27 protein-coding genes are annotated in these 26,780 nt (G+C 38.7%); 3 read left to right on the top strand and 24 right to left on the bottom strand.

Going from position 1 to position 26,780, the window contains the following annotated elements; translation table 11 throughout:
• Nucleotides 1–95: 95 nt before the first annotated feature.
• From mtaB to gpr, 12 genes are all read right to left on the bottom strand, one after another.
• A complete protein-coding gene (gene mtaB, locus BN988_RS01425) occupies nucleotides 96–1,442 on the bottom strand; it encodes a tRNA (N(6)-L-threonylcarbamoyladenosine(37)-C(2))-methylthiotransferase MtaB (RefSeq protein WP_036572506.1) in 1,347 nt (448 codons plus the stop codon).
• The gene (locus tag BN988_RS01420; protein ID WP_036572504.1) at nucleotides 1,430–2,200 is read right to left on the bottom strand and encodes a 16S rRNA (uracil(1498)-N(3))-methyltransferase; all 771 of its coding nucleotides are present in this window, start codon (nucleotides 2,198–2,200) and stop codon (nucleotides 1,430–1,432) included. Before BN988_RS01420 ends, mtaB begins: the two co-directional genes overlap by 13 nt.
• 329 nt (nucleotides 2,201–2,529) lie before the next feature.
• Nucleotides 2,530–3,468, bottom strand: coding sequence for a 50S ribosomal protein L11 methyltransferase (gene prmA / locus BN988_RS01415; RefSeq protein WP_036572502.1), 939 nt, complete (start codon nucleotides 3,466–3,468; stop codon nucleotides 2,530–2,532).
• A 105-nt stretch (nucleotides 3,469–3,573) separates the two neighbouring features.
• Nucleotides 3,574–4,701 (bottom strand): molecular chaperone DnaJ, encoded by a 1,128-nt coding sequence (dnaJ, locus tag BN988_RS01410; protein ID WP_036572500.1) that lies wholly within the window; start codon nucleotides 4,699–4,701, stop codon nucleotides 3,574–3,576.
• 268 nt (nucleotides 4,702–4,969) lie between these two features.
• Entirely contained in the window at nucleotides 4,970–6,811 is a 1,842-nt protein-coding gene (dnaK, locus tag BN988_RS01405) for a molecular chaperone DnaK (RefSeq protein WP_036572499.1), read from the bottom strand.
• A 30-nt stretch (nucleotides 6,812–6,841) separates the two neighbouring features.
• Nucleotides 6,842–7,432 carry a nucleotide exchange factor GrpE gene (grpE, locus tag BN988_RS01400; protein ID WP_036572497.1) on the bottom strand — a complete coding sequence of 197 codons (591 nt, stop codon included), beginning with the start codon at nucleotides 7,430–7,432 and terminating at the stop codon, nucleotides 6,842–6,844.
• A gap of 81 nt (nucleotides 7,433–7,513) precedes the next feature.
• Complete coding sequence (hrcA, locus tag BN988_RS01395) at nucleotides 7,514–8,545, bottom strand: heat-inducible transcriptional repressor HrcA (protein ID WP_036572495.1); 1,032 nt, start codon at nucleotides 8,543–8,545, stop codon at nucleotides 7,514–7,516.
• Between the two features lie 152 nt (nucleotides 8,546–8,697).
• Nucleotides 8,698–9,855: a radical SAM family heme chaperone HemW gene (hemW, locus tag BN988_RS01390; protein ID WP_036576263.1), complete on the bottom strand. Its 1,158-nt coding sequence runs from the start codon at nucleotides 9,853–9,855 to the stop codon at nucleotides 8,698–8,700.
• Between the two features lie 75 nt (nucleotides 9,856–9,930).
• Nucleotides 9,931–11,739 (bottom strand): translation elongation factor 4, encoded by a 1,809-nt coding sequence (gene lepA / locus BN988_RS01385; RefSeq protein ID WP_036572493.1) that lies wholly within the window; start codon nucleotides 11,737–11,739, stop codon nucleotides 9,931–9,933.
• A gap of 547 nt (nucleotides 11,740–12,286) precedes the next feature.
• A complete protein-coding gene (locus BN988_RS01380) occupies nucleotides 12,287–12,604 on the bottom strand; it encodes a hypothetical protein (protein ID WP_036572491.1) in 318 nt (105 codons plus the stop codon).
• Nucleotides 12,605–12,607: 3 nt separating this feature from the next.
• Nucleotides 12,608–13,783, bottom strand: coding sequence for a stage II sporulation protein P (gene spoIIP / locus BN988_RS01375; protein ID WP_036572490.1), 1,176 nt, complete (start codon nucleotides 13,781–13,783; stop codon nucleotides 12,608–12,610).
• A gap of 107 nt (nucleotides 13,784–13,890) precedes the next feature.
• Nucleotides 13,891–14,991, bottom strand: a complete 1,101-nt coding sequence (gene gpr, locus BN988_RS01370) for a GPR endopeptidase (protein ID WP_036572488.1) — start codon at nucleotides 14,989–14,991, stop codon at nucleotides 13,891–13,893.
• A gap of 223 nt (nucleotides 14,992–15,214) precedes the next feature.
• On the opposite strand from gpr, the gene rpsT reads away from it, so the two are divergent.
• On the top strand, nucleotides 15,215–15,481 hold the full coding sequence (gene rpsT, locus BN988_RS01365) for a 30S ribosomal protein S20 (RefSeq protein WP_036572487.1): 267 nt from the start codon (nucleotides 15,215–15,217) through the stop codon (nucleotides 15,479–15,481).
• Between the two features lie 91 nt (nucleotides 15,482–15,572).
• On the opposite strand, the gene holA is transcribed toward rpsT, so the two are convergent.
• Complete coding sequence (gene holA, locus BN988_RS01360) at nucleotides 15,573–16,589, bottom strand: DNA polymerase III subunit delta (protein ID WP_036572485.1); 1,017 nt, start codon at nucleotides 16,587–16,589, stop codon at nucleotides 15,573–15,575.
• 311 nt (nucleotides 16,590–16,900) lie between these two features.
• Here holA and BN988_RS18490 point away from each other — a divergent pair, with 311 nt between their 5' ends.
• Nucleotides 16,901–17,035: a YqzM family protein gene (locus BN988_RS18490; RefSeq protein WP_036572483.1), complete on the top strand. Its 135-nt coding sequence runs from the start codon at nucleotides 16,901–16,903 to the stop codon at nucleotides 17,033–17,035.
• A gap of 181 nt (nucleotides 17,036–17,216) precedes the next feature.
• Here the strand turns inward: BN988_RS18490 and BN988_RS01350 are convergent, their stop codons facing one another.
• From BN988_RS01350 to BN988_RS01300, 11 genes are all read right to left on the bottom strand, one after another.
• Nucleotides 17,217–19,499, bottom strand: a complete 2,283-nt coding sequence (locus tag BN988_RS01350; protein WP_036572482.1) for a DNA internalization-related competence protein ComEC/Rec2 — start codon at nucleotides 19,497–19,499, stop codon at nucleotides 17,217–17,219.
• Between the two features lie 2 nt (nucleotides 19,500–19,501).
• Nucleotides 19,502–20,077, bottom strand: a complete 576-nt coding sequence (locus tag BN988_RS01345) for a ComE operon protein 2 (protein ID WP_036572480.1) — start codon at nucleotides 20,075–20,077, stop codon at nucleotides 19,502–19,504.
• Between the two features lie 224 nt (nucleotides 20,078–20,301).
• Nucleotides 20,302–20,895 (bottom strand): helix-hairpin-helix domain-containing protein, encoded by a 594-nt coding sequence (locus tag BN988_RS01340; protein WP_036572478.1) that lies wholly within the window; start codon nucleotides 20,893–20,895, stop codon nucleotides 20,302–20,304.
• 93 nt (nucleotides 20,896–20,988) lie between these two features.
• The gene (locus BN988_RS01335; RefSeq protein WP_036572476.1) at nucleotides 20,989–21,747 is read right to left on the bottom strand and encodes a class I SAM-dependent DNA methyltransferase; all 759 of its coding nucleotides are present in this window, start codon (nucleotides 21,745–21,747) and stop codon (nucleotides 20,989–20,991) included.
• A 4-nt stretch (nucleotides 21,748–21,751) separates the two neighbouring features.
• Nucleotides 21,752–22,102, bottom strand: a complete 351-nt coding sequence (gene rsfS / locus BN988_RS01330; protein ID WP_036572473.1) for a ribosome silencing factor — start codon at nucleotides 22,100–22,102, stop codon at nucleotides 21,752–21,754.
• Nucleotides 22,103–22,678, bottom strand: a complete 576-nt coding sequence (yqeK, locus tag BN988_RS01325; RefSeq protein WP_036572471.1) for a bis(5'-nucleosyl)-tetraphosphatase (symmetrical) YqeK — start codon at nucleotides 22,676–22,678, stop codon at nucleotides 22,103–22,105.
• Nucleotides 22,668–23,234: a nicotinate-nucleotide adenylyltransferase gene (locus BN988_RS01320; protein ID WP_036572469.1), complete on the bottom strand. Its 567-nt coding sequence runs from the start codon at nucleotides 23,232–23,234 to the stop codon at nucleotides 22,668–22,670. Before BN988_RS01320 ends, yqeK begins: the two co-directional genes overlap by 11 nt.
• Before the next feature lie 16 nt (nucleotides 23,235–23,250).
• Nucleotides 23,251–23,541, bottom strand: coding sequence for a ribosome assembly RNA-binding protein YhbY (gene yhbY / locus BN988_RS01315; protein ID WP_036572466.1), 291 nt, complete (start codon nucleotides 23,539–23,541; stop codon nucleotides 23,251–23,253).
• A gap of 4 nt (nucleotides 23,542–23,545) precedes the next feature.
• Nucleotides 23,546–24,388 carry a shikimate dehydrogenase gene (gene aroE, locus BN988_RS01310; RefSeq protein WP_036572463.1) on the bottom strand — a complete coding sequence of 281 codons (843 nt, stop codon included), beginning with the start codon at nucleotides 24,386–24,388 and terminating at the stop codon, nucleotides 23,546–23,548.
• Nucleotides 24,389–24,398: 10 nt separating this feature from the next.
• Complete coding sequence (yqeH, locus tag BN988_RS01305) at nucleotides 24,399–25,502, bottom strand: ribosome biogenesis GTPase YqeH (protein WP_036572461.1); 1,104 nt, start codon at nucleotides 25,500–25,502, stop codon at nucleotides 24,399–24,401.
• 2 nt (nucleotides 25,503–25,504) lie between these two features.
• Nucleotides 25,505–26,020: a YqeG family HAD IIIA-type phosphatase gene (locus tag BN988_RS01300; protein WP_036572458.1), complete on the bottom strand. Its 516-nt coding sequence runs from the start codon at nucleotides 26,018–26,020 to the stop codon at nucleotides 25,505–25,507.
• A gap of 565 nt (nucleotides 26,021–26,585) precedes the next feature.
• Between BN988_RS01300 and BN988_RS01295 the strand changes: the two genes are divergently transcribed.
• On the top strand, nucleotides 26,586–26,732 hold the full coding sequence (locus tag BN988_RS01295) for a sporulation histidine kinase inhibitor Sda (RefSeq protein WP_036572456.1): 147 nt from the start codon (nucleotides 26,586–26,588) through the stop codon (nucleotides 26,730–26,732).
• Nucleotides 26,733–26,780 lie beyond the last annotated feature (48 nt).

The raw sequence follows: 26,780 nt of genomic DNA, 5'->3' as shown, positions 1-26,780 counted from the left end.
AGCACGTGCTTTTCTTCCATAATATCATGTAGCATAGTAGAAATCTAATTTTATGAGAAACAACGAATAAGAAAACCGGTCCGCAGACCGGTTTTTTATTTCCCTGCTACTGTCGGGACATCTTCCAGCACCCTAACAAAGGTTCCCTCGTTATATGGATAGCCGGATTGGTTGATTTTCACTCGAACAAGCTTTCCTATCATATCGTGCGTTCCTTCAAAACGTACTTTGAGATAATTGTCAGTATAACCTACAAGCATTTCCGGATTGTTTTCATCATGGACTCGCTCTTCAGGTATTACTTCAAGTACCTCGTCCTCGTATTCTGAAGCATATTCTTTTGCAAGTTGATCTGATAGCTCAATGAGTTTGTGAACACGTTCGTTTTTAACATCCTCTTCCACTTGGTTGTCCATTCTTGCGGCAGGTGTACCCGTTCTTCTGGAAAAAGGAAATACGTGCAACTCAGAATATCCAATTTCTTTAATAAACGCATAGGTTTCTTGAAACTCTTCATCCGTTTCACCCGGGAACCCAACAATAACATCTGATGTAATTGCAAGTCCTGGCAAGGCTTTACGTATTTTCATAACCTTCTCTTTATAAAAATCGCTAGAATATTTCCGACGCATTCTGGCAAGAACAGTATCTGAGCCTGATTGTAAGGGAATATGCAAATGGCGAACGATTTTTTCAGATTGATCTAACACTTCAATTACTTCGTCTGTAATTTGACTGGCTTCGATTGAAGAAATGCGGATACGCTTTAACCCTTCCACTTTTGTTTCCAGATCCTTAAGCAACATTGCAAAGTTATAATCTTTACGGTCTTCCCCATACCCTGCTGTGTGAATTCCTGTTAGCACAATTTCTTTGTAACCAGCATCTACTAAGTTCTGGGCCTGTTTAATTACACTTTCAGGATCTCTTGAACGGAGTAAGCCTCGAGACCAAGGAATAATACAAAAGGTGCAGAAATTATTACAACCCTCTTGAATCTTCAGTGAGGCACGTGTTCTATCCGTGAATTCAGGAACATCCATTTCTTCAAAAACACGGTTTTTCATTATGTTGGTGACACCATTAATTGGTTCACGAGTCTCTTTATGTTCTTCGATGTATTTAATCATATTCTTACGGTCCTGTGTGCCGACAACAACGTCGACTCCAGGTATTTCCATGATTTCACCAGGAGAAGTTTGCGCATAACACCCCGTTACACAAACAATGGCTTCCGGATTTTTCCGAATTGCACGTCTAATTATCTGTCTGCTTTTTTTGTCTCCTGTATTGGTTACAGTACAAGTATTAATTACATAAACATCTGAGTCATGGTCGAAATCCACTCGCTCATAGCCGTTATCCATGAACATTCGCCAAATCCCTTCTGTTTCGTAATGATTCACTTTACACCCTAATGTATGAAATGCTACTGTTGGCATTCATTCCACCTCAATTCTTCAAAATGATAAGAAACACTCGCAAGCATATACAGGGCAGCTGTTTCAGTACGTAAAATACGTGGCCCTAAACGAACTGGGCTAAATTCACTTTCTTTTAACTGTTCTGCTTCATCTTCCGAAATACCGCCTTCAGGACCAATAAGCACTAACAATTTTTGCCCTTCTTTCATCCCCTGCAAAATCGTACTAAACGATTGATAATTGGTTGTTTTTGCTTCTTCTTCATAGGCAAAAATTTTCACATCATATTGTTTGCTTTCGTCGATTAGCTCTGATAGTGACAAAATTGTTTTTATCTCAGGGATAAGGTTTCGATGGCTTTGCTCGCTTGCTTCTTTCGCTATTTTTTCAAACCGCTCTTTTTTCTTGTGACGTTTTTTATCGTCCCACTTCACTACAGAGCGTTTAGCCTGAACAGGTATAAAAGCCTTGGCACCTAGTTCGGTTCCCTTTTGAATGATAAGGTCCAATTTATCTCCTTTGGGTAAGCCTTGCGCAATGGTAACATCAACTGGTAGTTCAACAGAATTGTCTAGCCACTCTATCACGGTAGCATGAACAGCGTCTGACTCAACGGAAGCTATAATGCAGCGTGCGGCATGTCCAGCTGGGTGGCTGCAAATTATTTCATCTTCTGCTTTTAGACGGACAACCCTGTTAATATGATGGACATCATCACCGGAAATTGTTACGGATTCAGCTTGCCAATTTTCCTCAGGAACAAAGTATTGCTGCATGCCTTACACACCTACCTCCATGTAAATATTCTTTTCTTCTTATATTTAACTCTATGCGGCGCTCTATGCTTTTCTTATTGTCTAGCTCCGCGCGCCAGAAACTAGGCTACTTCGTAAATCGCCTTGCGATATAGAAGACTTGCTGAATGGTATTAACCAGAAGCATAGTCGCACTTATGCCTGGAAGGTGAAAGTCATCATCAGTTCGAGATTTAAGTGGGTCGACTAAAAACGGCCTTTGCGGCCAACGCCGACATACCCCTTTTGCAGGGGCATGATTCCTTTATCTCAGTTAATTCACTCCCGTCGCTAAGTTTCTTAGCGGCGCTCTATGCTTTTCTTGCTACAATGGAGACCCAGTCTTCTAGCTCATTGACTTGGATAATTGTGAAGCCTTGTTCCTCTAATTTATCTTTTACAAGTTGCTTTTTATTTTGAATTATTCCTGAAGTAATAAAGTAGCCACCTGGTTTCAAGTTTCTCCACGCGTCATCAACAAAGCGTACAATAATTTCGGCGAGTATGTTCGAAACAATGATGTCAGCCTGGTCGTTCACATGGTCAAGAAGATTATTTTGCTTTGTATGTATCTTCTCTCCTAACTTATTTAGCTTGGCATTTAATCGTGTACTCGTCACCGCTACATCATCTAAATCAAAGGCATCTACTTTTTCTGCTCCTAACAAAGCAGCAGCAATACTCAACACACCTGAACCTGAACCAACGTCGATCACGTTATCTCCTTCTGCCAAAAATTGCTCTAAGGCTTGGATGCTTAAGACCGTAGTTGGGTGGGTACCTGTACCAAAAGCCATCCCTGGATCTAACTCAATGATAATCTCATCACTAGATACGGGCTCATACTCTTCCCAAGTTGGTGTAATCGTAATTCTTTTTGAGATCTTAACAGGCTTGTAATACTTTTTCCAAGCAGTAGCCCACTCTTCCTCATTTACTTCACTTAGAGAGATTTGGTTCTTTCCGAGGTCAATATCATAAAGCATTAATTCATTAATCGCCTGTTTAATCTCTTCAACTGTCTCTCCAAAAAAGCTATTAACTGGAAGGTATGCCTTAATGTAGACTCCTTCCTCAGGATATTCAGAAGGGTCAAGTTCAAATACTTCCCCAAATGGAGTCGCATGTGCTTTCACTAAGTCCATTGGGTCTTCAATCACCAGGCCACTTGCCCCTGTTTCATGAAGAATGTTAGATATTGGCTCAATTGCTTCATTTGTTGTATGAATGCAGACCTCTGACCATTTCATTACCGCTCACCCATTTCTCTTGAGAAATTAAGAAACTTTATTTTAGAAGCAACAGCTTTCAATCTTTCCTATTCTCATAATATGTACACGGTGCTTAATGCACCGTTATTCACTTTTAAAAGCTTTTTTAAATCGCTGGAATAGAGAACTCTCCTGCTCATCTGTAGCTTCATTCCCAGCTATATCATTAAATTCCCTTAATAATTCTTTTTGTTTTTCAGTTAACTTGGTAGGAGTAACTATTTTGACTTTAATATGTTGGTCACCTTGTCCATAACCACGAACATTCGGTGCCCCTTTCCCTTTCATACGGAAAGTTTTTCCTGTTTGGGTTCCGGCTGGTATTTTAAGCATTACATTTCCATGAACCGTCGGCACTTCTACTTCATCACCAAGTGCAGCCTGTGCAAAGGTTAGTGGCAGTTCACAGAAAATATGATCTCCTTCACGTTCAAAGAATTCATCTCTTCTCACCTGAACTACGACATATAAATCGCCTGGAGGTCCTCCGTTTACGCCTGCTTCACCCTTACCAGAAACTCGAATTTGCTGTCCTTCATCTATTCCGGCTGGTATTGTAATATGGATTTTCTTATGCTTCTTGACTTTTCCATTTCCTCCACAAGTATTACACTTCTCAGGAATTATTTTACCGGTACCGTTACAGTAATTACAAACTCTTTTGTTTACAACCCTACCGAAAGGAGTGTTCTGTTCCATATTTAACTGTCCAGAACCGTTACAGTGCGAACATGTTTTTGTTTTAGTGCCAGGTTTAGCTCCAGACCCATTACATGTATCACAGTTTTCTTCTTTAGGAATTGTAATATCTGTTTCCTTGCCAAATATGGCCTCTTTAAAATCCAGAACCATAGTATATTGTAAATCAGCGCCTTGTTGCGGTGCATTGGGGTCTCTTCGTCTACCCCCGCCGCCGAAGAACATATCAAAGATATCTCCGAAGCCACCAAAGTCTTGTGCTCCACCGCCAAATCCTCCAAATCCCTGTCCTTGAGGATCTGCATGACCAAATTGATCATATTGTGCACGTTTCTGCTCATTACTGAGCACCTCATAAGCTTCTTTTGCTTCTTTAAATTTTTCTGATGCATCTGCTTCTTTATTGACGTCTGGATGATATTTTCTTGCCAATTTACGATAAGCTTTCTTTATTTCTTCTTTTGGAGCCTCTTTACTTACCCCAAGAACGTCATAATAATCTCGCTTACTCAACTTCATCACTCTCCCGACACACACTATTGCATAAATTTTATCATATCATCAAGTTAACTCGCATGGCAAATCGGTTTTGGCTTTCTGAAAGAACCGCATTTACAACAAAATGAATCTGAACACTTGAAATAACAAAAACCTATATAGGTGAATTTTTTACTCTCTCAATGTGTAAAAAAGTCAAAGCCAAGAGAATCCTGACTTTGACTTTGGATTACAGGGTAAGATCTCTCCCCACTATATTTATGTTATAGCGAGATATCCTGCATTATTTATTTTCTTTACCTTCTTCATCATCTACTTCTTGATAGTCAGCATCTACTACATCATCGCCGCTGTTTTCTTGGCCTTCTTGACCTTGTTGAGCTTCTGCATCTTTTTGCATTTGCTCATACATCTTAACAGATAGCTGTTGAACTTGTTCCTGCAATGCTTCTTTTTTCTCTTTAATTTGATCAAGATCATCAGATTCTAATGCAGTTTTTAATTCTTCTTTTGCAGCTTCTGCTTTTTGTTTTTCTTCGTCAGATACATTGTCTCCAAGATCCTTAATTGTTTTATCAGTAGTGAAGACAAGTTGATCTGCTTCATTACGCAACTCTACTTCTTCACGGCGTTTTTTGTCAGCTTCAGCATTTTCTTCTGCTTCTTGAACCATTTTTTCTACTTCATCGTCAGAAAGACCAGAAGAAGATTTAATGGTAATAGATTGCTCTTTATTCGTACCCATATCTTTAGCACGTACATTAACAATACCATTAGCATCAATATCGAAAGATACTTCGATTTGAGGTACTCCTCTTGGTGCTGGTGGAATATCTGTTAGTTGGAAACGGCCAAGTGTTTTATTATCAGCAGCCATTTCACGTTCACCTTGCAACACATGAATATCAACAGCTGTTTGGTTGTCAGCAGCAGTAGAGAATACTTGTGAATGACTTGTTGGAATTGTTGTATTACGCTCGATTAATTTTGTAAAGACTGATCCCATTGTTTCAATACCAAGAGATAGTGGTGTTACATCAAGTAAAACAACATCTTTCACATCACCTTGAAGTACGCCACCTTGAATTGCTGCACCTAGTGCTACAACTTCATCAGGGTTAACTCCTTTTGAAGGATCCTGACCGATTTCTCGTTTGATTGCCTCTTGTACTGCTGGGATACGTGTAGAACCACCAACAAGGATAACTTTATCAATTTCATTTGATGAAAGATCTGCATCTTGCAATGCTTTTCTTGTCGGTACCATTGTACGTTCAACTAATTCTGAAGATAGTTCTTCAAATTTAGCACGTGTCATGTTCATTTCTAAATGAAGTGGCCCTGCTTCACCAGCTGTAATAAATGGTAGTGAAATTTGCGTTTGTGACACACCAGAAAGATCTTTTTTCGCTTTTTCAGCTGCATCTTTAAGACGTTGTGTCGCCATTTTATCTTTTGAAAGATCAATGCCATTTTCTTTTTTGAATTCTTGTACCATGTAATCAATAATTACATTATCAAAGTCGTCTCCACCAAGTCTGTTATCACCTGCAGTTGAAACAACCTCAAATGTACCATCACCAATATCGAGAATGGACACATCAAACGTGCCGCCACCAAGGTCGTAAACTAGGATAGTTTGATCTTGGTCTTCTTTATCAATACCATATGCAAGTGCTGCAGCAGTTGGTTCATTGATGATACGCTCTACTTCTAATCCAGCAATCTTACCAGCATCTTTTGTTGCTTGACGCTCTGCATCATTAAAGTAAGCAGGTACAGTAATTACAGCTTTTTCTACCTTCTCACCAATATAGTCTTCTGCATAAGATTTAATATGCTGAAGAATAATTGCTGATACTTCCTGTGGTGTATATTCTTTGTCTTCAATTTTAACTTTATAATCTGTTCCCATATGACGCTTAACGGATTGAATCGTATTAGGGTTAGTGATTGCTTGACGTTTCGCAACCTCCCCTACTTGACGTTCACCATTTTTAAAAGCTACAACAGATGGTGTAGTACGGTTGCCTTCCGGGTTAGGAATAACAACTGCTTCTCCACCTTCCATTACAGACACACATGAGTTAGTAGTACCTAAATCAATTCCAATAATTTTACTCATCTTCCATTTCCTCCTTAACTGCGCTTCTCTTTATTTATTCACTTTAACCATTGCTGGTCGAATAACACGATCTTTAAGCATATAACCTTTTTGTAGCTCTTCGACTACGGTATTTGCTTCTAATTCAGCATCTTCAATTTGCATTACAGCATGATGAAGATTAGGATCGAATTCCTTGCCGGTTGTTTCAATTTCTTCCACACCAGCTGACTTCAATGCATCCTTAAGTTGACGGTAAACCATTGTAATCCCCTCAACCAGCCCCGCATTTTCTTCAGAGCTTTCTACCTGAAGGGCTCTTTCGAAGTTATCAACCGCTGGTAACAAATCATTTACCAAGTCTTGTGATTTGTACTTACGGTCAGCTTCTTTTTCTTTTTGTGTTCTCTTTTTAAAATTATCGAATTCAGCCTGCAATCGCAAAAAGCGTCCGTATACTTCATCTTTTTCTTGCTTTAGTTTGTCCACTTCTTGTTGTAAGGGGTCCGGACTTTCTCCTGCATTTCCTGCATTTCCTGCTTCTTCCATGATACTTTCTTCTGAATCAATCACTTCTATATGTTCTGATTCATTATTTTCGGTTTCATTATCATTTATAACGTTTTTATCTTCGCTTTCCACTATGTGCCACCTCCTATTAAATCATCCTGTTAAACTATACCACTTCATGTACGGTAGATAAAATGGTCTGCCTTCACCTGTTTACTCATTGTTTTTATACCACATGTACAAAGCATCTGTCATTTCATTCGATACAATGTTCAGCAGCGAAATGACCTTCTTGTATTCCATTCTCATCGGGCCTAGTAATGCAATCGTTCCAAGCTGGCCATCCCCTAACTGATAGGAGGAGGTAATTAAGCTGAAATCTTTAATGGCATCTACTTCGTTTTCTTTGCCGATCGAGACATTAATACCATGGTCTGTATGTTTGAGCAGGCTAATTATTTCCTCTTCTTTATCCATCATGGTAAAGAAAGAGCGGATTTTATCCACATCATTAAATTCAGGCTGTCTTAAAATATTGGATTTACCACCAATATAAAGTTTGACCGGGTGATCTGACAAAAATGCTGCTTTAAGGTAATCATAGGATCGATCAAAATCCTCTACATACATCTTCATCATAGCTGCAATTTCTGTGTTGAAAATCTCTTGCAACTTTAAAATAGGTACATCATGCAACCGATTATTCAAGATGTTTACCATTCTTTCCAAATCTGACGGGTTTACCTCAGCCGGAATGGAAAACGATCTGTGTTCAACATGACCTGTATTCGTAACAAGGATAGCTACAGCTGTATGTGCTGATAACGTAATCAACTGTACTTGCTTTAACTTTGTTTCGAATAGTTCCGGCCCCAAAATAATGGATGTATAGTTGGTTAACTCAGACAGTACTTCGGCTGACATTTGAACAATCTGTTCAAATTCGAAAAACCCATCCTTTAACATATGGCTGATCACATTTCCCTTGTGAGTTTGGCCCGCGGGAGAAATCAAATGATCAACATAATAGCGATAACCCTTTTCAGATGGGACTCTCCCAGAGGAAGAATGTGTCTTTTCCAGGTAGCCTTGCTCTTCTAAATCTGCCATTTCATTGCGAATTGTTGCAGCACTAAATGGTATATGCTCTTTCTTTGAAATAGCTCTAGACCCAACAGGATGAGCTGACTCGATGAAATCATCAACAATGACTTGTAGTATTAATAACTGCCTTTCTGTTAACATGATGATCACCCCTGTTAGCACTCTATTGCCGCGAGTGCTAATTCTAATATTAAATTATCAAATCATAATTTTTTTGTCAACGACCATGCCTCACAAATTAAAAATTCCACATAAGAACCAACATTTTTGAAAAGATTGGATTTCTTCATTTCTTATATCGTAACCGGATCGTCAAGTAAGAAACGCTCAAATACTTCGTTTGCAAGAAGAAGACCGTCATCTGTTAGACGCAACGATTCTTTATCTTCAGCCAACCAATCTCTACGAATAAGCTCCTCAATCGATTTACTGTAAAGATCTGCTGGGGCAATGCCAAACTTATTTTGAAAATGCTTCTTACTTACCCCTTTTGTTCTACGAAGACCTAGGAACATTTCTTCTTCAATTCTTTCTTTCCTAGTAATAGTATCTACATGAAGAATTGGGTGCCCATCATTCATTGCTTGCTTTGTATAAGCTGGAAGTGGCTTGATATTCCCGTATCGTTTACCTGGTAGGTAGCCATATGCCCCAGCCCCAAAGCCGTAATAATATTCATTACCCCAGTAAGTTAAATTATGCTTACTTTCGTAGCCTGGTTTCGCAAAATTACTTATTTCGTATTGCTCAATCCCATAAGCTTTCGTCGTCTCCCTTAATAAATGGTACATGTCTACTTCTTCTTCCTGTGCTGGGCGATGAAGTTTCCCTTTTTTATGCTTCTGATAAAATACTGTCTTAGGTTCGATTTGCAATGCATAGGTAGACAAATGTGGAAGTCCAAAAGACATAGCTTCTTCTAATGATCCCTTGAACTGGTCTACCGTCTGGTTCGGCAAAGCATAAATCAAATCAAGACTTATATTTGAGAATCCATGTTGTTTTAATCTATCTACAGTTTGATAAACATCTTTAATCTTATGCAGCCGTCCCAGTTCTTCTAACTTTTGGTCATCAAACACCTGTACTCCTAGAGAGATTCGATTGACACCATATGCTGCAAGAAGCTGTATCTTTTGTTCATCAAAATCACCTGGATTTGCTTCAATCGTATATTCTTCGCAACTTGAAACATCAAATTTTGTATCAATAATTTTTAAAAGGGATGTAAGCTGCGTTAAAGTCAATGCAGTAGGGGTTCCTCCGCCGATAAAGATTGTTTTAATCTTGTTTTTCTCACCTGGCACATTCGTATTAATTTCATTTGCTAACGCCTCTATATACTCTGTAGCCAGCTTTTCATTAAAGAAAAACTTGGTGAAATCACAATAGTGACAAATCTGCTCACAGAACGGAATATGAATATAAACCGATTGAATTTCGTTTTTCAATGTAAATCCTCCAGTGTAAAAGGAAAAGGGAAACCCGCAGGCTTTAACACCCACAAGTTCTCCCTCCCTTTACGATTAATCATCATTCATTTGTAAGACGGCCATAAATGCTTCCTGTGGCACTTCAACAGAGCCTACCATCTTCATACGTTTTTTACCCTCTTTTTGTTTCTCTAGTAATTTACGTTTCCGTGAAATGTCCCCACCGTAACATTTAGCTAGCACATTTTTACGCATTGCTTTAATAGTTGAACGGGCTACGATTTTATTACCAATCGCCGCTTGAACAGGGACCTCAAATTGCTGGCGTGGAATAAGTTCTTTTAATTTGTCGACAATTTGCTTTCCTCTTTCATAGGCAAAATCACGATGAACAATAAAGGAAAGCGCATCAATCGTTTCTGCGTTTAGAAGAATATCCATTTTAACCAAGGTAGATTCTCTATAACCGATTAACTCATAATCAAAAGATGCATACCCTTTTGTTTGAGATTTTAGTTGATCAAAGAAATCATACACTATTTCTGATAAAGGAATGTTATATACTACATTAACGCGAATATCATCTAAATATTCCATATCAATAAATTGACCGCGCTTTTTCTGTGTTATTTCCATAACCGCACCGACATATTCATTAGGTACCATTATCGTAGCCTTGACGAATGGCTCTCGAATTTGACTTATTTGTTGAGGATCTGGCATTAAAGATGGATTATCTATCTCCATCAGTTCCCCATTTGTTTGCTCAACCTCGTAGATTACACTAGGAGCAGTTGTAATTAAATCAATATTAAATTCTCTTTCAACTCGTTCCTGAATAATTTCCATATGCAATAGACCAAGAAAACCACAGCGGAAACCAAAGCCTAATGCCTGTGAGGTTTCAGGCTCGTATTGTAAAGAAGAATCATTTAATTCAAGTCGTTCAAGTGCCTCTCGAAGGTCATTATAATCATTCGAATCGACTGGATAAAGACCACAGAATACCATAGGATTCAGTCTGCGGTAGCCTGGTAATGGTTCTGCAGCAGGTCTATTAGCAAGTGTAATGGTATCCCCCACTCTAGAATCCCCAACATTTTTAATGGAGGCTGTTAGGAAACCAACATCTCCTACTGTAAGTTCCTTTTTGCTAATAGGCTTCGGTCCGAAAACACCTAGCTCATTCACTTCGAATGTTTTTCCGGTTGCCATCATCTGTATTTTGTCTCCAACTTTGACAGACCCTTCTTTAATACATACATAGGCAACAACCCCACGATACGGATCATACAATGAATCGAAAATTAATGCTTGAAGGGGTTCTTCCACATCTCCCGCTGGCGCAGGAACTGCTTCAGTAATCCTTTCCAAAATGTCTTCAATGCCAATATTTGATTTAGCGCTTGCTAGAATAACGTCATCCTGATCAATGCCGATAACATCTTCCAACTCCTGCTTCACCCGGTCTGGATCCGCACTTGGGAGGTCAATCTTATTAATGACTGGAATTATTTCAAGTTCATTATCTAATGCTAGATAAACATTCGCCAACGTCTGTGCTTCGATTCCTTGGGCTGCGTCCACTACAAGGATCGCTCCTTCGCAGGCAGCCAAACTTCTAGAAACTTCATATGTAAAATCCACATGTCCCGGAGTGTCAATTAGATGAAATATAAATTCTTCTCCGCTTTTGCTTGTATATTCCAACTGAACTGCATTTAATTTAATTGTAATACCGCGTTCTCTTTCAAGGTCCATTGCGTCCAGTAACTGATCCTTCATTTCACGTTGCGTTATCGCTTTGGTATTTTCCAAAATCCGATCAGCCAACGTAGATTTACCGTGGTCAATATGGGCGATAATTGAAAAGTTACGGACATTTCTCTGTTTTTTTGCCATTATTGGTGTTCACTCCTACACACTATTATCTAAAATTAGATAATAGTTCCAAATTTATCGCTGTAATTTATTCCGGTGCAACCGTCTGTAAGACTCCCATTTCAAAACATGAAGTAAAACCGTTTAGCGGGAGTACACGGACGCTAACACCCCGATTCGCTCACCTAACAACCCGTGGGAGAAGAATGAAAACCCCCACTAATTGAAGTTTCACTTTATATTAGGATTATGAATCCCTTTAAGTTCACTATCAAATAATAATCTATAACTCGGATGGAGCAACCTCTTAAAAGCTCCACTTCTAACAACGATAAGGGCTAGCATTGATTATAGCAATAGCCTGTCTTATATTCAAGAAATATCGAAATAGGAATAAAGCGTCATCACCTTTACTTGTAAAATGAAAAGAAAGTCTCTGACTGAAATCTATAGCAAATCTTCTTTGCTAAGTTGAGAAAGTCTCGCTAATATTGGACGGAGGCAAGTGTGAAAAGCATCCTCGTACAAACAAAAAAAGCAAAGATGTTATAAGCATCCTTGCTCCCCCCTAAAAAAAGATCTGTGATATTTGGTACATAATCTGTACAATTGCTTCATAAAAGCCTTTGACCCCGGCCTCCATTATAGAGGCCGTCTTTTGGGTGAGATTTGTTGGTTCTTCCATTTGGAGAGAGGTAGCAGAATTGTCAGGTGACTCTTCTTTCTCTTTCTCATTCCCCGAAACAGGTAGCTCATCCTTTGATTCATCAAGCTGTTCTGCCTTCGGTTCTTCAAGGATGATTGCTTCGTCCTTATTCAAGCCATATAGCATCCCCGTAAGGAAAAAGACAGCGAGCAATAACAAGACAACGATTGAACGTAACATCGATTACTCTCCCTCCGCATTGGCATCCACTTTTTCGGCATCCCAATAAAATTCACTAAAAACATCGGCAATTGCATCGGCTGATCGATAAAGCTCATCCATATTATTTTCCACTCCACCAACCTCTACTAACAGCGCATTTTCCGTAAGATCTTGATTATATATACCATTCACACCTGCGCCAGCTTTCGTAATTACCCCACGGCTTAGACCAGGATATTTTTTCTCTATGAGGTGATGAAGTTCTGTGGCGATTTTTAGATTCTTTTCATGATTTGGGTGCTCTAATCCCACTACAAACATAATTCGGGCATAATTCTCTCCATTTAACTTTTTGGTTGTTTTTTCCCTTCCTATCGAATCACGATGCAAATCAAAGACATATTGGATCTCCTTATTTGTTGCCAGCGCCTCAGCTGCCACTTCTCGAGAAGCGTCGTATGACTTTCCAAAGCCCCAGCCTTTGCCATTCAGTATACTCATAATGTCACTATCATCTACACTGGTTCCAATACCATTTTTCTCTAATGATTCGGCAAGACGATCACTTACCATCGTTATGTTAACTTCTTTGTGACTCGCCTGATTTGGATCTGTCACACCAGGAAGGTGCGGCAAAAAGGACTCTCTGTTGTGCGTGTTATATATATAAACCACATCTCGATCACCAGTGGTAGGCGTATCTTTTGTTTCCTCGTTTTGCTCCTTGTCCACTTCTTCGTCTTCTTCAGTTTCTTTGACTACTGCATCACGATCTTTTAGAACATCCTCTAATGGAGGAGATGATTCCATCGGTAAATTTGTATAGTTAGTTCCTTCCCCAGCGATTAGAATACGGCTGTCAAACTCCGAAAATCCAGGCAGTTCATTGCCAAGGAGGCTCCTTGGATCATTTGGTTTAACACTAGTTGCAACTTGCAATAATGCTGAAGATATATTTGGCATCCTTTTGTCATCTGGATATGCTTCTCTATAGACTCTATTTTCCATTCCAAGTAGATAGAGGAAGGTAGAGCTATCGATATCACTGGTCAAATTGGTAATGACTTCTGATGATAAGCGGTAAGCTGGCTTTATGGTGGTGAGTATCCCGATACTAATAAATAGTACGATGATACCGAGCAAATATAGCCCACCTCTTTTATATAAAGTCTGTATCCCTCTATTTCTCCGCAGCATACATCTAACCTCCCGAAATCCAACTCTATAGTTCACTCTATGAGCTGTGTTTCGGAAGTAGAACTAATTCTTTTAGAATGCAATGACTTTAATAGAGAGATTTTTCACTATCTCGAATAGGAAGCGAAATTGTCGACATTGACCTTTTCATGAAGCGCAGCATTAACGCCATTAGAAATAACACTTGCCATATCAATCATAAATCCATCTACTTCTTTTGGTGTTACCATCAGATTATGACCAATCGGTGTCAGCACTTCTGAAATTAATTTCCGCTTTTCTTCATCAGACAGTGTGCCGACAATACCAAGAAAGGTTTGCCTCTGTTTTTCATCTGGAAGGTCTTCTTCCGTAAATTTTTTGGCCCCAAAGTTCATACTTGCCGGTACGAGCGCCTTAGAGGGTCTGTCTTTCTCATTCCATTCCCTACCAAAATGCTTTAAAATATAATCGATTGTATCACTCGTAATAGTTACGGCATCTACTACTGTCGGAACACCTATTGCCATTACCGGAACACCAAGTGTATCTTTACTTAGTTCTTTCCTTTTATTCCCCACTCCTGAACCTGGATGAATCCCAGTATCAGATAGCTGTATTGTCTCGTTTACTCTTTCAATAGAGCGTGAAGCTAATGCATCAATCGCTAAAACAAAATCCGGTTTTAATTTCTCTACAATTCCAAAGATGATATCACTCGTTTCTATACCTGTTACACCCATCACTCCTGGCGTAACTGCAGCAACAGGGCGATATCCTTCAGAGACCGTTTCCTGCTGAAGCTTAAACAAGTGACTCGTCACAAGTATTTTCTCAACTGTCATCGGCCCTAGCGCATCTGGGGTAACATTCCAATTTCCTAACCCAACAATTAAACCAGTACTGTCGGGCCCTATATTATTTTTGGCAATTAGTTCTTCTAACTCCTTCGCCAAAATTTTAGCCGCTGCTTCCTGCCTGGCTGTATCCTGTTTTTTTACGCCATCAGCATAAATGGTAATGTATGAACCAGGTTTCTTTCCAAGCATTTTGGCCCCCTCTTCGTCTATATCAACATAGGATATCTTTATGTTGTCTTGCTCTCTCTCTTTAATGGTCACCCCTGTTAGCTTTCTTTCATCTGATTGATCCTTTTCCACGTACATATCCTTTGCTTCAATAGCAAGGTCTGTACGGACTTGAAATACGATATCTTGTTGCTCCTTCATGTCTCTCATCCTTTCAGAACTCATTAGTAATTAGAATGAACAAATTCACCTAAAACATACAATTTGACGAAGAAGACAACAAAGCTATTGAAAACAATCGGTTCCTTTGGTAAAATGTCTCTTGTCCACTAACAAAGTAATGAAGGCCAATGCCTTTGCTTAAATTAGATTGGGATACATTAGAATTGGAATGTAAGTTGAAGTTCTTTTAGGAGGTGAAATAATGGCTAATATTAAATCTGCAATGAAGCGCGTAGAAACAAGCAGCAAAAAACGCTTGCAAAATAACGCTCAGAAATCAGAAATGCGTTCTCAGATTAAACGTGTTGAACGTCTTGTAGAAGCAAATGATGCGGAAAACGCAAAAACTGCTTTACAAACAACAATTAAGCATATTGACAAAGCTGTTCAAAAAGGAATTATTCATCAAAATAACGGTGATCGTCAAAAATCCCGTTTGACTAAAAAAGTTAATACAATTGGTGCTTAATAGACCAAATAAAAAACGATCCCCTAAGGATCGTTTTTTTACTTTCCAAAACATAGTTCGTTACTTAGACCAAAGTTCCCCACTGAGCCCATCATCTTATTTGCACTAAATCATAGAGCAGAAGCTCCAGAGTAAGCTCTTTTTCCATTCCGCCAACTTTCATTGCTGCATCTGCATTAGCAAGCTTGTCCATTATACGTTGCAACACATGAAGCTGAAATTTCTTCTCCCTGCTTAAGGCAATTTTAATAACATAAGGGTGTACACCAAGTTGCTTTTGCATCTGGGACTGTGTATACCCCTTCTGTTTTAACAGTTTTACTCTTAAGATGGTGCGAAACTGAAAACTAAGCAACCCAATTAGGGCAATTGGTTCTTCTTTCAATTTCTGCAAATCCTTAGAAATAGAGATTGCCTTATACAAATCTCCTTCTATTACAGCATCAACCAAACGAAGAGATGAGTTATCTGCAGTATGTGCAATTAACTGTTCTGCAATCTCCCTGGTAATAACCCCATTCTCCCCTACATATAAAGCCAACTTCGTCAATTCATTCTCTAGCATCTGCAGGTTTGTTGACAACTCTGATTCAAAAATTTCCAATGCATCAGGAGCAATGCTCACTTTAAATTGAACAGCTAAGTCTTTAATCCATTTATTGACTTCATACTCTTTTACCGGGTTACATACTGCAACTGTTGCTTGCTTTTTAAGTAGCTTACTTACTTTCTTTCGTTCATCGATTTTTTCATATGGTGCTATGATCACCAGAACCGTGTAATCAACAGGGTTAGAAAGGTATCTTTCTAATGTACTTACCTCGTGTTCAAAGGATAATTTATCAGGCTTTGCTTTTAAAAAGACTGGATTATTTGCAAAAACTAACTTCCTACCACCAAAAAAAGGATAGGTTTCCGTATCCGTAACGACTTCTTGAATTGGTGTCTCATCTAATTCATATATCGAAAGATTTTCCTTCTCTTGGCCCAACACTTGCTTTATTAGTTCCTTTTTAAGTTTCTCGATAAAATATGTTTCCGTTCCGTAAATCATATAAACCGGAGTAACTTCTGTTTTCAAACTTTTCATGACTTCCAGATAACTCATTCCACTCACTCCACTACTATGTATACCATAATGGTACGTCTTCAAAGGTGGAATAGCAAGGAATTTTTAGAGGGAAATAAACTTCATTATTTCCCTCCGATATCTATATAAACGCTTTGCTTCAAGGCCTAGGAACTATCAGCAAAACGATATTTGTTCTCCTTTATAGAGTATCCATCATGTCTTAAAGTATGGTTGTTAAGTCTTTCTATAATTGGAGACGTATAAATTGTCTGTAACAAATATTTAGCCATAAGTGGATTTTTTAACGTTTTTAATTTATACTAAATGGTGATATAGGAGGGGTAAAAGTGAATGATTTTGAAAAGAATGTACAATCCAAAAACAATGATGTAGTTGATTCCATTAAAGGCTTTGCTTTTTCATTTATTTTCTTCACTTTAATTTTTGCGATCGGTGTCATTATCAGCGTAGCCGGCCGTTAGACGTGAATAAAGTAATAAGTAGTCAGCAATGTGCCGTGCTGATTAACCAAGAGACTGCTCCGATACAGTCTCTTTTTTCTTGGAGTTATAAAATGAGCACGTAGCATTCTTTAATGAAAGTAGCACCATCAGGCTAGCTTTGCTTCTAAACCTTACGCTGCGCTTTTGGTCATATGTTATCCTATGGTAGAAATTTATAAAAGGTTCCTGCTTCTTGGGTAAATACAAACTGTACCGCTCCATCTTTATCAGTTCGTAAGACCGTAGCTTCAACATTCTCCAATCCAGCAATGACTTCCTCAGTTGGATGGCCATACCTATTATTCCTTCCAGCTGATATCAACCCGATTTCTGGCTCGATATGGTCTAAAAATGCATCATCCGATGATGAACTACTACCATGATGCGCAACTTTTAATACATCAATAGATAAATGCTCGTAAGAACGCATAAGCTCCTTTTCTTCCTCTCTGCCAATGTCACCTGTGAATAGCCACGATTGCCCTCCAAATTCTGCTAGTAGTACGATTGAATTTTCATTTGGAGATCCTTTATCACTCATAGGTGCCAGCACATGTAGCTGTTGTCCTCCCAAATTAAGTTGATCACCTTGTTTAACACGCTGAACTGCAATATTTTTCTGGTTCCATAATTCTTTTGAGCTCTGATCAATCTCATAATAATCACTCACTATAATCTGATCTGTCTTATACTCCTCTGCCAAATATTGGACACTACCGGAATGATCAATATCCTTATGCGTTATTATAATGGCATCAAGCTTGGTAACCCCTCTCGATTTTAAATAGGGCTGAATGATTTGTTTATATTTCGAGTTGGTTGGTGTTCGTTCAGGAAACGATACACCAGCGCCCGCATCTATTAGAAAAACTCCTTTGCGGTATGGCAATTCAACAACATATGCATCTCCCTGCCCAATATCAAGCATTGTAATCACTCCATACGGCGAGAAATAGGGTATAGCTACAAAGCACGAAACAAAAATCACAACAATTGAGCCGGCGATAAATGCATTTTTATTGTCTTTGTTTTGTACATAATACATAAAAACAAAAAATAACCCGTAATAGACAGCAACAAACTCAATTGCCATTCCGTCCATTGTCCATGGATAATTAACATGCTCGTTAAAGAACCTAAGCAAAGTTAAAAGTACATTTTGCGCCATTGAAAATAACTTATCGAAGACATTGATAATCGGGAAAGGAGAAATGAGAAGAAAAAGGAACATGGAGGGAATGATCAGAACAGAGAAATATGGAACGACAAGCGTGTTGACCAAGAGAGAGAGCGGCTGAAAAGTGTAGAAATGATGGAACAACAATGGAAGGATCATCATTTGGGCTACAAAGCTAATCTTTAACCCTTGTTCTATCAGTGAATTTGAATTAGAAAGCCATTTTTGTGAGAGAAGTAATCCTAGCGTAACGAGGAATGAAAGTTGAAACCCAACATGGTAAACCATATAAGGATTGATTAAAACAAATAGTAGAAACACAAAACTAAGGACGTCGGTGTAACTAAAGGCTCTCTTAAATTTTCTTAAGAGGATAAAACATAGTACCATCATGCTTGCACGCCAAATCGAAGGCTCTCCTCCAGCTACTACTGCATAGGCAGGAAGTAAAAATAGTATAAGCCACTGTGCTTTTTCTTTTGTAAGCAAATTGAGTTTTAGTAGGGCGAAATACAAAAATGCCACAAATAAACCAACATGTAAACCTGAAATTGCCAAAAGATGAGATAGACTCCATCGTTGAAAAAGTTCAATGGTATCTTCAGGGATTGCGGAATCATCTCCCAGTACTAAGCCCTTCATCCAGGCACTCGTATTTGAAGATACTCGTTTATCTATATAGGTGGATAAATTTTCACGTAAGGTGTAAAAGCGGTGAAATAAGTCTTGGCCTGTACAGATAACGTCATGTAAAGCGTTTAAATTTACTTGATACGTTATTTTCTTCGAAGCTAAATAGTCCCGATAGTTAAATTCTCCAGGATTCGTACTCGGATTAGGGCGTTCTGGAACCCCCAGAAATTCACAAGTAGCGCCAGACTTTAAATGAGATGAGTTTAATGTTTCTGAAGCATCATTTTGGAAGTACATAACGAGGAAACGTTGATTAGTGGCGTTATCTTCAAAGGTGAATTGGATGTGTGTTGGTTTCTTTTCGATCGGCCCGTTAATTTGACCAATAAAGCTTTGTTCAGGAAGCGAGGTTTCTGAGAATCCAGGTTGGGAATCTTGGATCTTTGGAATGTAGAGGAGAAAAAAGCAAAGGAAGGCTGACCCCAGAAGTAACGCAACCTTCCTCAGCCTTCTTTGAAATAATAAGTATCCAAGCCATATAATATAGCAGGCAACAAAGAGATAATTCGATGTCAGAACGGTGATAATACTAACCGTGACAGCAATCGCTACGATATGCCAGTTTCCTTTCAAGCTTAACCCCTACTAGTTGTTGCGGAAAATAAGGCATCCGCTTTCTCTTTTAGTTTTTCAAATTCCTTATGATCGGTACTATCCGACAACATAGCAAGCAACTCGTCAACATAGTTTTGTTTTTCTTGATAATTTAAATCTACAGCTAAGTAATCCAAGGCAACCTTTTTCACAGAAACGCCAGCTTCTTTAAATAGCTGAATGGCATATTCATTGTTTCGATAATCTTCTTTATAATAGATCGTTTTAATACCTGCTTGGATTAATTGCTTAGAACATTGGAGGCATGGGAAATGAGTCACGTAGACATCCGCATCTTGGGTTGGCACCCCAAATTTAGCACATTGTAATAAAGCATTTGCTTCCGCATGCACAGTTCGTACGCAATGGCCATCGACTACATAACAGCCTTCATCAATACAGTGGATACTTCCGGAGACACTCCCATTATAGCCACCAGCAATAATTCGTTTATCTCTTACAATGGACGCACCTACCATCAATCTAGTACAGGTACTTCTCAATGCAAGTAGCTGACTTTGTGCCATGAAATACTGATCCCACGATATTCTTTCCATTATTAAGTCCCCTTTTTCAATATGCTATTAGTAGTTTACCTTTCGTTATTTCTGTTCGTCAATAAAGTGAAACTCCAATCAGTGGGGGTTTTTGTTCTTCCCCCACTGATTGTTAGTTGAACGAATCGGGGTGTTAGCGTCCGTTTATTCCCACTATAAACTTACAGTTTCACTTCATGTTTGGAAGTGGGAGTCTTACGGACGGTTGCATCGGGATAAAGTGGTTATGGCACTTGAATAGAATCTTCTAACTGTTCGATTGTTTTTTCACCAATTCCCGAAACGTTAAGTAAATCTTCCAACGATTGAAAAAGTCCATTTTCTTCTCGATAAGCAATGATCGCCTCTGCTTTACTCGGACCAATCCCACTCAGTGTCTCAATTTCTTCTTTGCTAGCCGAATTAAGATGTACCTTTTCTGAGCCTATCTCGTTATTAAACACATTTTCAATAACGTCTCCGGTTGTCGGGACAATAATACTCATCTCATCATGTACCTTCTGTGCAAGATTTACTTGAGTTTGATCAGCTTCATTTGTGAAGCCACCAGCTCTTTGTATCATATCATTGACTCGCTCCCCTGGATTAGCTTCAAAGACACCAGGATTGTTTACCGCTCCTTTAATATCGACATAGATTGAAACATCCTCGACAAAGGCATCTTCAGTATCGTCCGGAGGATCATCCGTTTGGGAGGGGTTCACTTGATTGAGGGTTTTATCAGCTGTAGTAGAATTATCTCTTGAGAGAAACAGAAACAGGATCATAACAGCAGCCGCGACAATAAAGATCCCCGCTTTTTTTACTGTTTTTAACAACGCTTTCCATCTCCTTTCATTAAAATTAGGGGATATCTTTTATATTCGATACCAACTTTCGTATTCCTTCAAACAAAAAAAGAGGAGGATAGTTTAACTATCCTTCCCTTTTTCAGCTGAAAAAAAGATTCTCTCTGCATGTTCCAAGTCAAATTCATCAATTTGCTGAAAATCACCATGTACTTTTATGTTTTTAAAGCCAGTCCTCTTTAATAAATTTATATAAAAATTCGGTTCATATGTACGTTGGTGATGCGTTTCATCAAATCGTACATATGTGTCGTCCTCTTGCGACTGAAAAAAAGTCAACTCATGAAACATTTCACCAGGTACCTCTCCTTGATGACAGAACCAAATATAGGAAGCATCTTCCAGTACATCTGCAAAGGTTTGGTTTACGTAGTTATTTTCGACTTGATGGATGGAATGCACATCAAAAACGAACAGCCCATCTTCTTTAAGGCTATCCGCCACTCCTTGAAAGACGCTTGTTAAATCATTTTCCTCTGTAATATAGTTGATTACATCACAATAGCTTATAGCTGCATCCAAATCCCCAAGGCCTTGTAATTCTTTTAGATCCTGATTTAACCACTGGACTTTAAGGCCTGCATTACTACACTTTTGTTCCGCATATGCTAGCATATCAGAGGAATAATCAACACCTACCACCTGATAGTCCTCCATCGCAAGTCGTTTGGTTATCTCACCAGTGCCACAACCTAAATCAGCGATTTTTTGAACGGATTTTCCATATTCTTTAAAGATGTATTTCGTAAATTCAAGCCAGGCATCATACGGTGCACTCTCCATGAGGCGATCGTATACGTTAGCCATCTGTTTATAGGCCATCTATCTAGCCCTCATGATCAAACTGAAGGCGTTCTGCGTCTCCCCAGAGTCTTTCAAGATTATAATAAACACGCTCTTCTCTATGGAACACATGACATACAACGTCACCTAAATCAACAAGTACCCATCTGGATTGTTCTAGGCCTTCAATTCGACTAACAGCTACACCTGCCTCATCCATCGCTTCTTTAATGCCTCGCGCTATTGCCTGAACCTGTCTTTCTGTGTTTGCATGGCAAATTAAAAAGTAATCTGCAACTAATGACACCTCATTCATATCAAGTGCCGTAATATCTTCTGCACGCTTGTCATCACAAGCCTTTGCTGCTAATTTTACAATTTCCTTATTTTCCATTCATTCATTACCTCCGTTTATGTGACTGCTTAAATCATTATAAGCATGGAATGTATCCGGGTAGATTTTAGCATTTTTTCTTATTAAATATTGTATTGTATTTCGAACTGCTAGCCAGCAGGCATGCTCCAAATTTGTTTTCGCGGACTCTCTAACTTCTTCTATGCCAGGAAAGCTTCTTCCAGGTTCAATATAGTCAGCCAAAAAAATAATTTTTTCTAACTTCGTCATATTGGCTCTTCCAGTTGTATGGTATTTGATAGCACCCTTAATATCTTCGTCTTTTAGGCCACATTCCTCTTCAACCAAAATTGCTCCAATTGGTGCATGCCATAGCTCAGAATGAAAGTCCAATAAATCGTTAGGCAGGTTAAATGCTTTGATTTGCTGTTCCATTTCTTCTAAAGGACGATATTTAGCATAATCGTGTAAAATTCCTGCTAACTCCGCCTTTTCCTTTGAACCACCATAGAGATCAGCTAGATAGCGCGCTGTTTCTGCTACCCGAAGTGAATGGTCAAACCTTGCCTCTGTTAAGTGAGGCTCTACAAGCTCCTTCGCCTTCCTAATTTCCATATAAATGATTCTCCTTAATATACGCTTGCACACGTTCTGTGGTTAGATAAGTGATTTGTTGATTGAATTTTACCCTTTGCCTCAAATCTGTTGAAGAAATGTCAACACTAGGAACATCAACGATGATTACAGGGTAATCTGTATCTAATGTCGATCCTGCTCTTTTTACTCCTACAAACTGTACTAAGTTAACTAACTCTTCAATTTGATACCATTTCGGCAAATATTCCACCATATCTGCGCCGATAATAAAATAGAAGTTATGATCAGGATGTATTTCCTTTAAACGCTTGATGGTATCAATTGTATAGGATTTTCCTGTCCTATCTATTTCTATTGTATTCAGCTTAAAAAAAGGATTATTACTAATTGCACAATTAACCATCTTCATACGATCATCTGCAGTTGTGCCTAGATCCGCTTTATGTGGCGGAGTAAAAGAAGGAATAAACCAAACTTCCTCTAATTCAAGTTTTTCACGCGCTTCCTCAGCAATCATGAGATGACCGAGATGCGGAGGATCAAACGTTCCTCCTAGGATACCTACTTTCTTCATTTTAAACACCCCTTCATTAGGGAAGTAAAAGCTGCTTGTTCTCTTCAGACTCGCGGTAAAGCACAATATTGTTTCCAATTATTTGAGCAATTTCCGCTCCCGTTCCCTCTGCTAGTTTTTCCGCAACAGTATGCTTATCCTCAAGGCAATTTTGTAAAATACTTACCTTTAGTAATTCCCTCTTCTCAAGTGCATCTCCTATTTGCTCTATCATGTTTTCATTTACCCCATCTTTTCCTACTTGGAAAATAGGCTTAAGCTGATTCGCCTCAGCCCGCAAAAATCGTTTCTGCTTACCTGTTAACATCGTATCATCCTTCCAATATTGTTTTTAATTCCCTATCCATCTCACCAATCGGTACGCGCTTGCCTGTCCAAATTTCAAAAGAATACTGTGCTTGGTACAATAACATGGTATGCCCGTAGTGGAGTTTCGCTCCAAGATCATCAGCCTGCTGTAAAAAAGCAGTCTTAATCGGTTGGTAAACGATATCGCTTACGATTGCGCCCTTTTTTATTTGGTTTAATGGAATAATTGATGTATCCGTCTCTGGTTTCATCCCCACTGAAGAGGTCTGGATAATGAGATCGTACCGTCCAGTGAGTCTTGTTGCCTCTTCTAATGTGAACACTTCTGTCACGGTTCCCCCACCTTGAAGAAGTGCAATTTCCTCTGCCTTTTCTATTGTCCGATTTGCAATATCGACGTTTGTAAAACCTGCATTCACAAAAGCATGATAGATTCCCCTACAAGCCCCACCTGCACCAAGTAGTAAGACATGTACTTTATCCTGTTTTATTATTTCTGGATATTCTTCTACAAGCGAACGTAAATAACCCATGCCATCTGTGTTATATCCTATCCATTCCCCATCCTTAACACAAACTGTATTAACAGCACCAATATCAGCTGCTCCGGGATCGACCTGGTCTAAAAAGGGAAGAATCTTCTGCTTATAAGGGACTGTAATATTAAAGCCATTTAAATTCTCCTGTTTTAGCATGGAAATCTCATCCTGAAAGTTCGTATCTGGCGAAATTTCTATTCGTCTATAGCTACCATTTACTCTAACTTGATTCATAAAGGACTCATGAATCCATGGAGAAAGAGAATGTTCAATCGGGTATCCAATTAACCCAAGACGATATACCATAAGCTCCCCCCTATAATAATGATTTTCTAATAGAGGCGGAAACCTCTTTTGGACTGTGAGCCGCAACTGTTACATCTTCTGCGATCACACTTACCCAACCCAGGCCAGGAAATACGATATCCGTCTTTTCTCCACCTGTTAGCCGGAAAGCATTCTCTTTTAGTTCTGGTAGAACCTCTAATGTCTTTTGATCAGGTGGTGACAGTAACTCCCCAATATGTTGTCCATATAATTCATCTGCATTTTCTAATTTTGTTCGGTGTATAGGAACTTGATTAGAGAAATAACATACAAAGGAAGTTCGTTTTCCTTTTACGAAGTCCAATCTAGCCAATCCGCCAAAGTAAAGAGTTTGCCCACTGTTCAATTGATACACTCTTGGCTTAATTTCCTTGTTCGGTGTAATAAGCTTTAAATCTTGTTCAGATACATAATGGGCCATTTGCTGCCTGTTCACAATACCAGGTGTGTCGATTAATGATGTTTCATCATCAAGAGGAATCTCAATGAATCCAAGGGTTGTGCCAGGGAAATAAGAAGTGGTAATTACTTCTCCATACCCGGTCGATTGTTTAATCAAGCGATTTATAAACGTGGATTTCCCAACGTTAGTCGTCCCTACTATATATACATCTCGGTTTTTACGTTGTTCCTCAATAACTTCAGTCAGGTCCTTCATACCGTATCCCTTTGTTGAGGAAATTAAGCAAACTTCCTTGACATTAATACCAGCATCCTTGGCCGAAGACCGAAGCCATTGTTCCAATTTTCGCTTGTTTGTTGATTTAGGCAGCAGATCTACCTTATTACCGACCAATACAATGGGATTATCTCCTACAATTCTTGGTAGACTTTTAATCAGGCTGCCATGCACATCAAATATATCTACAACATGTACTACCAGCCCATTCGCACTTCTAATCGAGCTAACCATCTTCAAGAAATCATCGTCTGTAATAGCTACGTCCTGAATTTCATTATAATGCTTCAATCGAAAGCAACGTTTACAGAGTATGTTCTCCTTTTCCAATGAAGATGCTGGTGTGTAACCAGGGGCTTGTGGGTCTGACGTTTGAATAAGGACACCACAACCTTGACAATATAATTCTTCCATCCCTATTCCTCCCAGGTGATTTTTCCTTTTTTCCTCATATAATGTAATATTCTGCGTTCAATCTTCCGGTTAATCTTCGTTATTTTTCCATCTGTTTGAACTATCGGTACAACTAAAATGGTATAGAAACCAGCAAAGTTCCCACCTAAAACATCTGTTAGCAACTGATCACCAATCACTACAATTTCTTCTTTCTTCATTCCCATTTGTTTTGCTACCGACTTAAAGGCTTTACTCAAAGGCTTTCTAGCACTAAAAACGAATGGCGTTTCCAATGGCTCAGAAAATACTTTGACTCGCTCCTGCTTATTGTTTGAAATAATCGTTACTTTAATGTCATTTTCTTTCATTTGTTTGAACCATTCGATTACTTCCGGAGTAGCATCCTTCACATCCCAAGCAACTAGCGTGTTGTCGAGATCTGTAATAATACCTTTAATACCTTTGCTTTTTAAAACTTCTGGATTAATATCAAAAACGCTTTTCACATGTTCGTTCGGCAAAAACTTTTTTAACAACCTTCACACCTCATATTCTCAATCATCAGTTCGAACTTCATACGAATCACCATTATAAACCATTCTATAATAACATTCCATAAACTAAAACTTCAATCTGTGGGGGATTTCTTTTGTTTGCTTGGTAATACTATGAGGGTATGAACAAAAAGGAATTGGAAAGGATCGGACGATTACTGGGAGTTAGATCCATTTTCTTCTCACCACTTGGGCATAGAATGCAGTGTGAATTAAAAGAAAAAGTTCTTTAGAGGAATTTCATGGAATTTTGCATAAATCGTCTTCCTTTCATTATAAAAACGAAACATATCTGTGTTGAATCTTGTAGATAGCTATAAATATTCCAAGAATCGTTCGACAAATATCCCTAAAATCCGCAATTGTGGATAACTTTACTAACATAAGAAAAGTTGTTGTAACAACATTTGTCGATATAAAAAAGTAATTATACACACCTTATCTACAAGGGTTTGTAGATAACTTTCGCCTTGTCCTGCCATATATAAAGTGGTAAGTTATTAATAACCTAATTGGGAAAATTACAAACTTTAGGAGGGCTGAGTTGATGGAACATTTGTCAGATGAACTATTAATTGAATCTTATTACACAGCAAATGAATTAAATTTGAGCCCTGACTTTCTAAACTTAATTGAAGAGGAAATTCACAGAAGGAGATTGTCCCATAAAATCACAGAAAAAAGACCTGTCTAAAAAATTTTATATTTAAATATGAAGAAACGCGTTAACCCCTATTATTTT

The organism is Oceanobacillus picturae, from assembly GCF_000612865.1.
Taxonomy (GTDB): domain Bacteria; phylum Bacillota; class Bacilli; order Bacillales; family Amphibacillaceae; genus Oceanobacillus_B; species Oceanobacillus_B jordanicus.
This window is presented reverse-complemented; position numbering and strand designations above follow the sequence as displayed.

Bases quoted from the DNA above. Each gene is read 5' to 3' on its own strand.
- mtaB (WP_036572506.1), bottom strand. From the start codon at position 1,442: ATGCCAACAGTAGCATTTCATACATTAGGGTGTAAAGTGAATCATTAC.
- BN988_RS01420 (WP_036572504.1), bottom strand. From the start codon at position 2,200: ATGCAGCAATACTTTGTTCCTGAGGAAAATTGGCAAGCTGAATCCGTA.
- prmA (WP_036572502.1), bottom strand. From the start codon at position 3,468: ATGAAATGGTCAGAGGTCTGCATTCATACAACAAATGAAGCAATTGAG.
- dnaK (WP_036572499.1), bottom strand. From the start codon at position 6,811: ATGAGTAAAATTATTGGAATTGATTTAGGTACTACTAACTCATGTGTG.
- hrcA (WP_036572495.1), bottom strand. From the start codon at position 8,545: ATGTTAACAGAAAGGCAGTTATTAATACTACAAGTCATTGTTGATGAT.
- lepA (WP_036572493.1), bottom strand. From the start codon at position 11,739: ATGGCAAAAAAACAGAGAAATGTCCGTAACTTTTCAATTATCGCCCAT.
- BN988_RS01380 (WP_036572491.1), bottom strand. From the start codon at position 12,604: ATGTTACGTTCAATCGTTGTCTTGTTATTGCTCGCTGTCTTTTTCCTT.
- spoIIP (WP_036572490.1), bottom strand. From the start codon at position 13,783: ATGCTGCGGAGAAATAGAGGGATACAGACTTTATATAAAAGAGGTGGG.
- gpr (WP_036572488.1), bottom strand. From the start codon at position 14,991: ATGAAGGAGCAACAAGATATCGTATTTCAAGTCCGTACAGACCTTGCT.
- rpsT (WP_036572487.1), top strand. From the start codon at position 15,215: ATGGCTAATATTAAATCTGCAATGAAGCGCGTAGAAACAAGCAGCAAA.
- holA (WP_036572485.1), bottom strand. From the start codon at position 16,589: ATGAGTTATCTGGAAGTCATGAAAAGTTTGAAAACAGAAGTTACTCCG.
- BN988_RS01345 (WP_036572480.1), bottom strand. From the start codon at position 20,077: ATGGAAAGAATATCGTGGGATCAGTATTTCATGGCACAAAGTCAGCTA.
- BN988_RS01335 (WP_036572476.1), bottom strand. From the start codon at position 21,747: ATGGCCTATAAACAGATGGCTAACGTATACGATCGCCTCATGGAGAGT.
- rsfS (WP_036572473.1), bottom strand. From the start codon at position 22,102: ATGGAAAATAAGGAAATTGTAAAATTAGCAGCAAAGGCTTGTGATGAC.
- yqeK (WP_036572471.1), bottom strand. From the start codon at position 22,678: ATGGAAATTAGGAAGGCGAAGGAGCTTGTAGAGCCTCACTTAACAGAG.
- BN988_RS01320 (WP_036572469.1), bottom strand. From the start codon at position 23,234: ATGAAGAAAGTAGGTATCCTAGGAGGAACGTTTGATCCTCCGCATCTC.
- yhbY (WP_036572466.1), bottom strand. From the start codon at position 23,541: ATGTTAACAGGTAAGCAGAAACGATTTTTGCGGGCTGAGGCGAATCAG.
- aroE (WP_036572463.1), bottom strand. From the start codon at position 24,388: ATGGTATATCGTCTTGGGTTAATTGGATACCCGATTGAACATTCTCTT.
- yqeH (WP_036572461.1), bottom strand. From the start codon at position 25,502: ATGGAAGAATTATATTGTCAAGGTTGTGGTGTCCTTATTCAAACGTCA.
- BN988_RS01295 (WP_036572456.1), top strand. From the start codon at position 26,586: ATGGAACATTTGTCAGATGAACTATTAATTGAATCTTATTACACAGCA.